General features: G+C 67.1%; 9 protein-coding genes. 3 read left to right on the forward strand and 6 right to left on the reverse strand.

What is annotated here, in order from left to right; all coding sequences use genetic code 11:
- Positions 1–79 precede the first annotated feature (79 nt).
- Positions 80–1,336 (reverse strand): MFS transporter, encoded by a 1,257-nt coding sequence (locus AB4Y84_RS07380; protein WP_442243992.1) that lies wholly within the window; start codon positions 1,334–1,336, stop codon positions 80–82.
- 120 nt (positions 1,337–1,456) lie between these two features.
- Entirely contained in the window at positions 1,457–2,083 is a 627-nt protein-coding gene (gene lepB / locus AB4Y84_RS07385; protein ID WP_025875818.1) for a signal peptidase I, read from the reverse strand.
- 233 nt (positions 2,084–2,316) lie between these two features.
- Here lepB and AB4Y84_RS07390 point away from each other — a divergent pair, with 233 nt between their 5' ends.
- On the forward strand, positions 2,317–2,718 hold the full coding sequence (locus AB4Y84_RS07390; protein WP_032978120.1) for a hypothetical protein: 402 nt from the start codon (positions 2,317–2,319) through the stop codon (positions 2,716–2,718).
- 3 nt (positions 2,719–2,721) lie between these two features.
- Entirely contained in the window at positions 2,722–3,168 is a 447-nt protein-coding gene (locus AB4Y84_RS07395) for a hypothetical protein (protein ID WP_025875822.1), read from the forward strand.
- A 125-nt stretch (positions 3,169–3,293) separates the two neighbouring features.
- On the opposite strand, the gene dcp is transcribed toward AB4Y84_RS07395, so the two are convergent.
- From dcp to arfB, 3 genes are all read right to left on the reverse strand, one after another.
- Positions 3,294–5,450 (reverse strand): peptidyl-dipeptidase Dcp, encoded by a 2,157-nt coding sequence (gene dcp / locus AB4Y84_RS07400; protein ID WP_442243991.1) that lies wholly within the window; start codon positions 5,448–5,450, stop codon positions 3,294–3,296.
- A gap of 111 nt (positions 5,451–5,561) precedes the next feature.
- Positions 5,562–6,164 carry a lysophospholipid acyltransferase family protein gene (locus AB4Y84_RS07405; RefSeq protein ID WP_025875827.1) on the reverse strand — a complete coding sequence of 201 codons (603 nt, stop codon included), beginning with the start codon at positions 6,162–6,164 and terminating at the stop codon, positions 5,562–5,564.
- A gap of 4 nt (positions 6,165–6,168) precedes the next feature.
- The gene (arfB, locus tag AB4Y84_RS07410; protein WP_442243990.1) at positions 6,169–6,600 is read right to left on the reverse strand and encodes an aminoacyl-tRNA hydrolase; all 432 of its coding nucleotides are present in this window, start codon (positions 6,598–6,600) and stop codon (positions 6,169–6,171) included.
- A gap of 134 nt (positions 6,601–6,734) precedes the next feature.
- Between arfB and AB4Y84_RS07415 the strand changes: the two genes are divergently transcribed.
- Positions 6,735–7,253 (forward strand): DUF2059 domain-containing protein, encoded by a 519-nt coding sequence (locus tag AB4Y84_RS07415; protein ID WP_312108682.1) that lies wholly within the window; start codon positions 6,735–6,737, stop codon positions 7,251–7,253.
- Between the two features lie 76 nt (positions 7,254–7,329).
- Here the strand turns inward: AB4Y84_RS07415 and AB4Y84_RS07420 are convergent, their stop codons facing one another.
- Positions 7,330–8,073, reverse strand: a complete 744-nt coding sequence (locus AB4Y84_RS07420; protein WP_312108683.1) for a pseudouridine synthase — start codon at positions 8,071–8,073, stop codon at positions 7,330–7,332.
- Positions 8,074–8,230 lie beyond the last annotated feature (157 nt).

Consider the following 8,230-nt stretch of genomic DNA (forward strand, 5'->3'; position numbering starts at 1 on the left):
CCGCTGGCCGGCAACTGTTCGATGGTTGCGCAGCTCACGAGGTTGCCGGCCAGCGGCCGGCACTACCCTTTGCAGGAAGTCAGGCGGTCACCGGCTGCGGCGCGCGCTGCTGCAGCGCCCACACGATGCCACCGCCGATCAGGGTCAACAGCGCGGCGAATGCGCACACGCCCAGCCAGTCCCACGCGGCATAGGCCAGGCCGCCCACGCCGCCCAGCACGCTTGAACCCAGGTAATAGGCGAACAGGTACAGCGCCGACGCTTCCGCACGCATCGAACCAGCGCGACTGCCGACCCAGCTGCTGGCCACCGAATGGCCGCCGAAGAAACCGAACGTGACCAGCGCGATACCCACGGCCATCGCCGACAGCCACGGCATCGCCAGCAGCACGATGCCGGCGGCGATCAGGCCGAAGGAGATCGACAGGATGCGACCGCGCCCATAGCGCGTAGCCTGCTGGCCCATCCACGCCGAACTGAAGGTGCCGACGAGGTACACGCTGAAGATCAACCCGACCACGGTTTGGCTAAGGTGGTACGGCGGCGCCAGCAGGTGGTAGCCGAGGTAGTTGTAGAGGGTGACGAACACACCCATCAGCACGAACGAGGTGGCGAACAGCCACGGCAGGCCGGGATCGGCGAACAGCGTGCGCCAGCGCGCGGGCAGCTGGCGCAGGCCACTGCGACTGGCCTGGAAGTGGCGCGACGGCGGCAGCTGCAGCCACAGCAGCACGGTGCTGGCGATGGCGATGATCGAGACCACGCCGATGCCCCAGCGCCAGCCCCAGTGGTCGGCGATGATGCCGGCCAGCAGGCGCCCGCTCATGCCACCGATGGCGTTGCCGCCGATGTACAGGCCCATCGCCAGGCCCAGCGCGCGGCTGTCCATCTCTTCCACCAGGTAGGTCATCGCCACCGCTGGCACGCCGCTCAACGCCAGCCCCAGCAAGGTGCGCAGCACCAGCAGCGTGGCCCAGTCGTCGACCAGTGCGGCGCACAGCGACAGCGTGGCCGACGCCAGCAACGCAACGATCATCAGCGGGCGCCGGCCGACCGCATCGGACAGCAGGCCCGCCAGCAGCATGGCCACGGCCAGGGTGCCGGTGGTCAGCGACAGCGACATCGCGCTGCCGGCAGCAGACACACCGAAGTGGCGACTGAACTCGGGCAGCAGTGGCTGCACCGTGTACAGCAGGCCGAAGGTCGAGAAGCCAGCCAAAAACAGCGCCAGCGCGGTGCGGCGGAAGGCCGGCGTTCCCTGCTGGATACGGGTGTCGACGGGAGCGTCGTCAGTACGGGGACGGTCGGCGAGGGCCGCCGGAGTATCGCCAGTCATGGGAGCGGTGGGCCGTGGGGGCGGCCGGATTGGAGGGGACGGGCCCCAGACTAGGCCCGCCCATCCAGTCGATCCATAACCTATTAGGTCATGATTGATACTTCTGGCATATCGATCAGCTTACAGCCGCTGCCACTCGAAGCCGTCGCCGCGGCGGTAGTACACCGCCACCGCGCGGCCATAGATCTTGTCCGCATCGACGAAGCCGAAGAAGCGACCGTCGAAACTGTTGCCACGATGGTCGCCCAGCACCAGCACCTTGCCGGCGGGCACCTGCAGGTCCGCGATGTCCGGGCCACCGCCGCTGTCCAGATCGAGGCTGGCGCGGCGCTCTCCGAAAGCTTCGGTGTCGGCCAGGTCAGCGATCTGCAGCGGCTGGCCGTTGATGCTCAGGTGGCCATCGCGCAGCTGCACGTGGTCGCCGGCCACGGCGGCGACGCGCTTGATCAGGCGGGTGCCGTCGGCCGGTGAATCGAACACGGCCACCTCACCCCGCTGCGGCGTGCCGGTAGCCAGCAGTTCCTGGCTGGTGAACGGCAGGCGCAGGCCGTAGGCGCGCATGTCCACCACCACCCGGTCACCCGGTTGCAGCGTCGGCTGCATCGAACCGCTGGGCACGACGTAGTGGTTGGCGAGGGTGTCGCGGGCGGCGGCGAGCAGGCCCAGCATCACCAGCAGCGGCAGTGCCTCCTTCTTCAGCCAAGTGAGCGCGCGCTCTGGGAACGGCGGACGGGCTACAGCATCCATGTCAGGCTCCGGGTGGTGGGTGGGCGTCAGACCGCAAGGGAAGGCGTGAGGTTCCCGGGCATCATGCCGGTCTCCATGCCCGTGCCGATCAACGGTCGGCATCCACCGGGTGCATTCCGGCCGGACGTTATGAAGGTTTTACGCCCGGGCCGGGCACTGGGCATCGCACCTTTACGGCCCCCACGCGCATCGTATGCCTACCGCGCCGCAGGGCGCTTTGCGCAAGGTGTTGTATGACCCTCCTGGTGATCCGGCATGCGTCGCCGTCGGTGCCGCGTCCGCTGCTGCCGGCCGAGTTGTCCGGCCATCCGGTGCTGTGCACCGACTGCGCCAGCCTGGCCGATGTGCGCCAGTGCCTGTGCCAGCCGCAGGCGCGCACCGCGGACTGGGTGCTGCTTGATGTCGGCGTCGCCGACGAGGCGCAATGGTGTGCCGAGGGTGGTGCGCTGCAGGCAGCGCTGGACGGTCTGCCGGCGGAGTACATCGAACTGCAGTCGCCGCACCAGCCCGGTCTGGAGGCGCGCCTGCGCCTGCAGCACGGCCCGGCCGCCGTGGTGGTCGACCAGCGCAGCCAGCAGGCGGGTTATCCGCTGTCATTGGCCATCGTCAGCCGTCGCCTGGCACGGGAGGGCTGAGCCATGTCGATCTTCATCATCCGTGGCCCGGAAGCGGCTGGCGCGTTGATCCGCACCGCCGCGCCGCTGCCGGCGCCGGTACTGAAATCACTGGTGCACCGCGCGATCGATGCGGGCACCAGCGTGGCGATCCGCGCCTGCGGTTCGGAGCAGGAACTGCTGGACGCGCTGCGCGTGGCCGATCACAGCCGTGGCGAGGTGACGCTGCTGGATCCGGGCGCATGTGCCGACAGCCTGCGCCTGCAGCGGCTGCTGCCGTACCTGCACAACGCGTACGTGGAGGTGCATGACGATGGCGCGGTGGCCGAGCCGTGCCTGCCGGCTGGCGTGGGCCAGCGCCTCGGCATCGCCGCCGGGTACGGCGCGCAAAGCTATGTACTGGCGCTGGATATCGCGCTGGATCACCTGGGGTTGGCCGAGCAGGCGAACCGGGTGCATGTAGGGACGTGATGGCCTGCTCTTGGTGGGTGTCGACCTTGGTCGACACATGGATCCACGCCATGCGTGGATGAGCAGCACAACGAAAAACGGCGGGGTTGCCCCCGCCGTTTTTTCTTTCGTACTTCAGGCCGCGCTTACTTCAGGCCGCGGAACTTCAGCAGCGGCTCCACCGACGGGTCCTTGCCGCGGAAATCGCGGTACAGGGTCGACAGCTCCACGCTGTTGCCGCGCGAGAGGATCTTGTCGCGGAATTCCTGGCCGTTGGCGGCGGTCAGGCCACCGTGTTCGGTGAACCACTGGTAGGCGTCATGGTCCAGCACTTCCGCCCAGAAGTAGGCGTAGTAGCCGGCCGAGTAACCGCCACCCCAGATGTGGTCGAAGTAGGTGGTGCGGTAACGCGGCGGCACCTGCGGCAGGTCGACCTTGAACTTCTTCAGCGCGCTGGCTTCGAAGGCGCCGACATCCTGCAGCGGGGCATCGGCCTTCTGCGTGTGCCAGGCCAGGTCGAGCAGTGCGGCCGACAGGTACTCGGTGGTCGCATAGCCCTGATTGAAGCTGCGTGCCTTGAGGATCTTGTCGACCAGTTCCTGCGGCATCGCTTCGCCGGTCTTGTAGTGCTTGGCGTAGTTGGCGAACACCTTCGGGTCCAGCGCCCAGTGTTCGTTGAACTGCGACGGGAACTCGACGAAGTCGCGCGAGGTGGCGGTGCCGGCGATCGACGGGTACTTCACGTTCGAGAACATGCCGTGCAGTGCATGGCCGAACTCATGGAACATCGTGGTGACGTCGTCGAAGCTGATCAGCGCAGGCTGGCCAGCGGCCGGCTTGGTGAAGTTGCAGACGTTGTAGACCACCGGCTTGGCACCGGTCAGGCCGTCCTGTTCGACGAACACGTCCATCCAGGCGCCACCGGACTTGCTGTCACGCTTGAAGTAGTCGGTGTAGAACAGGGCCAGCGAGGTGCCGTCCTTGTCGAACACTTCGTACACCTTCATGTCCGGGTTGTAGGTCGGAATGTCGGTGCGCGGCTTGAAGGTGATGCCGTACAGCTGAGTGGCGGCGTAGAAGACGCCGTTCTGCAGCACGTTGTCCAGCTCGAAGTACGGCTTGATCTGCGACTCGTCCAGATCGTACTTGGCCTTGCGCACCTGCTCGGCGTAGAAATCCCAATCCGAGGCGGCCACCTGGAAACCACCCTTCTGGGCGTCGATCACCTTCTGGATCTCACCGGCTTCGGCACGCGCCTTGGCGGTGGCGGCAGGCACGGTGTCGGTCAGCAGCTTCAGTGCGGCCGCCGGGGTCTTGGCCATCTGGTCGCCCAGCTGGTAGTCGGCGAAGGTGTCGAAGCCGAGCAGCTTGGCCTTCTGCGCACGCAGCTGGGCCAGGCGCTGCACGGTCTGCCGGGTATCGTTGGCATCGCCACGCTCGGCACGGGTTTCCGAAGCCTTCAGCACGGCGGCGCGCTGGTCGCGGTCGGTCAGCGAACCGAGCACCGGCTGCTGGGTGGTGTTCTGCAGCGGCAGCAGGAACTTGCCATCCAGCTTGCGGTCCTTGGCGGCGGCGGCGGCATTGTTGACCGCGCCCTCGTCCAGGCCAGCCAGCTTGGCCTTGTCGTCCACCACGACCGCAGCAGCGGCGGTTGCAGCCACCAGACGGGTGTGGAACTGGGTGGACAGCGTGGTTTCTTCCACGTTGAGCTTGCGCAGGCTTGCCTTGTCGGCGTCGGACAGCTGTGCGCCCGAGCGCACCAGGCCATCGTAGTAATGCTCGACCAGGCGCTTCTGCACCGGATCCAGGCCCAGCGTCTCGCGCTGGTCGTACAGCGACTTCACGCGGGCGAACAGCTTCGGATCGAGGTTGATCTCGTCCTGGTGCGCGGCCAGCTTCGGCGCCACTTCTTCCTGGATCTTCTGGCGGGCATCGTTGGTATCGGCCTGGACCAGGCCGAAGAAGATGCGCGCCACGCGGGTCAGGGTCTCGCCGCTGCGCTCCATCGCCACGATGGTGTTGTCGAAGGTGGCCGGCTCGGCGCTGTCCGCGATCTTGCGCACGTCGGCCAGATGCAGGCGCATGCCTTCTTCGAAGGCCGGCAGGTAATCGCTGTCCTTGATCTTGTCGAACGGCGGTGCCTGGAACGGCAGGCTGCTGGCGGCCAGCAGCGGGTTGGTGGAGGCTTCGGCCGGCTGCTGGGCCGGTGCATTCTGGGCTTCGGACACGGGGGTGGACTCCTTGCCGGAACAGGCCGCCAGCGCCAGGCTGATGGCGGCGGCCAGGACTACGGTACGCGACATGTAAAACGCTCCTTGGGCAGACGGTACGGGATGGCAGCCGTCCACCCTACTCCTGTCACGGGCGCCCGGCATGTGCCGGACGTGGCGTCTACGCTGCCGGCAGCGGCTGGCTCAGACCGTGCCGCGGGTCTTGCCGATCCAGGGCCGGTAGAACTCGCGGATGGTCGCCATGTCTGCGGCATCATCGCCGGTCGGCGTGAACAGCGGGCCGATGCCGATGGTCTTTTCCGGGTAGTGGAAATACGCGGCCAGAATCGGCACGTCGGCCATCCGCGCAATCTTCAGGAAGCCGGCCTTCCAGTCCTTCACGGCCTTGCGGGTGCCCTCGGGGGTGATGGCGAACCACATCTTCTCGTTGTTGCGCAGCAGGTCCACGGCCTGGCCGACAGTGCCCTGCGGCGAGCTGCGATCCAGCGGGATCACGCCCAGCTTGTGCAGCAGCGGGCCCAGTGGCCACCAGAACAGCGAGGCCTTGCCCAGCACCTTCACTTTCATGCCCAGTGCGATCTTGGCGGCCATGCCCCACAGCCCGTCCCAGTTGGACGAATGCGGAGCGATGATGAAGACCAGCCTGGGGACGTTCGGCAGCGTACCGGTCACTTTCCAGCCGCCCATGCGCAGCGTGCAGCGCGCCAGCCAGCGCAGGAAACGGTTGGGCTTGACCTGCGGCATGTTCGGCGGAATGGCCGGCAGCAACGGCGTCGGGTTGTTCAAGCAATCACTCCCAGTCACGTGATGAGCGCCCGCGCTTGATCTGCGCGCGCCCGCGTTTGGCGTCCAGACGACGCAGTTTCGACCCTAAGGTCGGCTTGGTGGCCTTGCGTGGTTTGGGCACGCTCAGCCCGGCCTGGATGAAGGCCGCCAGCCGCTCGCGCGCATCCTCGCGATTGCGATCCTGGGTGCGGAAACGTTGCGCGTCGATGACCAGCACGCCTTCGCCGGTCATGCGCCGGTCGCGCCGCGCCAACAGGCGCTCGCGCAGCGGCTCGGGCAACGAGGGCGAACCGGCCACGTCGAAACGCAGTTCCACCGCGGTGGAGACCTTGTTGACGTTCTGGCCGCCGGCACCACTGGCACGCACGAAACGCTCGACGATCTCGCCGTCGGGGATTTCAAGCTGCGCGCTGATGATGACCGGTCCACTGCCCATCCGCGCATTGTAGCGGCAGCCGCGTTGCCGTGGCTGCCATCACGCCCCGTATGCCGCCGATCAGGCACCGAACACGCCGCCTTCGCCTTTGCCGGGGGTATGCTTGCCATCCCGTGTACTGCAGGACGCTCCGCATGATCCGCTTCGTTCCCTCCCTGTTGCGCCGCGCGGCCCTGCTGCTGGTGCTGGCCGCAGCAAGCGCACCGGTGCTGGCCGCAGCCCCCACCGATGGCGACATCAACCGCCTGCTGTCGGCCTCGCGTGCGCAGAGCATGATCGACACCATGCTGCCGCAGATCGAAGCGATGCAGCAGCAGCAGTTCCAGCAGGTCGCCGCACAGCGCAAGCTCAACGCCCAGCARCAGGAACAGCTGCAGCGCATCCAGGCCCGTACCAGCCAGACCCTGCGCCAGGCACTGTCGTGGCAGCAGCTGCGGCCGATGTACGTGGACCTGTACAAGAAGACCTTCAGCAAGGAAGACGTGCTGGCCATGGCCGAGTTCTACGAGAGCCCGGCCGGCCAGAGCCTGCTCGACAAGACCCCGGCGCTGATGCAGAACGTGATGGTGGCGATCCAGACGCGCATGCAGCCGCTGTTCGCCGATCTGCAGAAGGATCTGGAAGCGATCGTCAACGAGCCGGAAAAGAAGTGAGGTAGTGCCGGCCGCTGGCCGGCAACCTCTGGACTTCTGGAATCGCACAGTTGCCGGCCAGCGGCCGGCACCACCCTCAGGCGTCGACGACCTGCCAACCGAACAGGTCCAGCGCCTTCTGGAATTCACCGTCGACCGGGGCGCGCACGTCCAGCGTGCCGCCATCCGGATGCGGGAAGCGCAACCGCTCGGCGTGCAGCAGCATGCGGTGCACACCCTGCATGCGGAAGTTGCGGTTGTGCCGGCCATCACCATGGCTGGTATCGCCGATCAGGTGATGTGACAGGTGCTTCAGATGCCGGCGGATCTGCCGGAAGCGCCCGGTCAGCGGCTGGCAGCGCAGCAGCGCATAGCGCGAGCTGGTGAACTCGCCCACCGGTACCGACAGTTCGCCGGTAGCCAAGCGCTGGAAGTCGGTGACCGCCGGCTTCTTCACCGGCTTGCCGGGACCGCCGTCCAGGTCGTGGTCGACCTGCCACGCCTCCTCGGCCGGCCAGCCACGGCAGACGGCCAGGTAATCCTTGCTTACCTCCCCGCCCATCAGCGACTTGCCCAGCGCACTGGCCGTATCACGGTCGAAGGCCAGCAACAGGCAGCCGCTGGTGGCGCGATCCAGGCGGTGGACCAGGAAGATCGGCCGGCCCAGCTGCTCGCGCAGGCGATCGGCGAGGAAATCATCTTCGCCACGGGCCAGCTTGCTGTCATGGACCATCAGCCCGGCCGGCTTGTTGACCACGGCCAGCCGTTCATCCAGGTGCAGCAGCTGCAGGGGCGCGGTTTCAATCTCGACCGCGGCGAGGGTGTCAGGTTCGGTGCTCACCGCGCGATTATCCGGATGACACGCTGAATAGGGTAGTGCCGGCTGCTGGCCGCCGACGCGGCGTTCACCACCAGCCTGGTGCCGGTGGGCAATGGCGAACTGCTGGCGCTGCGCAACACCTGACCGGGCGTCACCCCGGTAGCACGGGTCGCTGGCC

The sequence above is a fragment of the Stenotrophomonas sp. 2YAF22 genome (genome assembly GCF_052114665.1).
Classification (GTDB): Bacteria; Pseudomonadota; Gammaproteobacteria; order Xanthomonadales; family Xanthomonadaceae; genus Stenotrophomonas; species Stenotrophomonas indicatrix.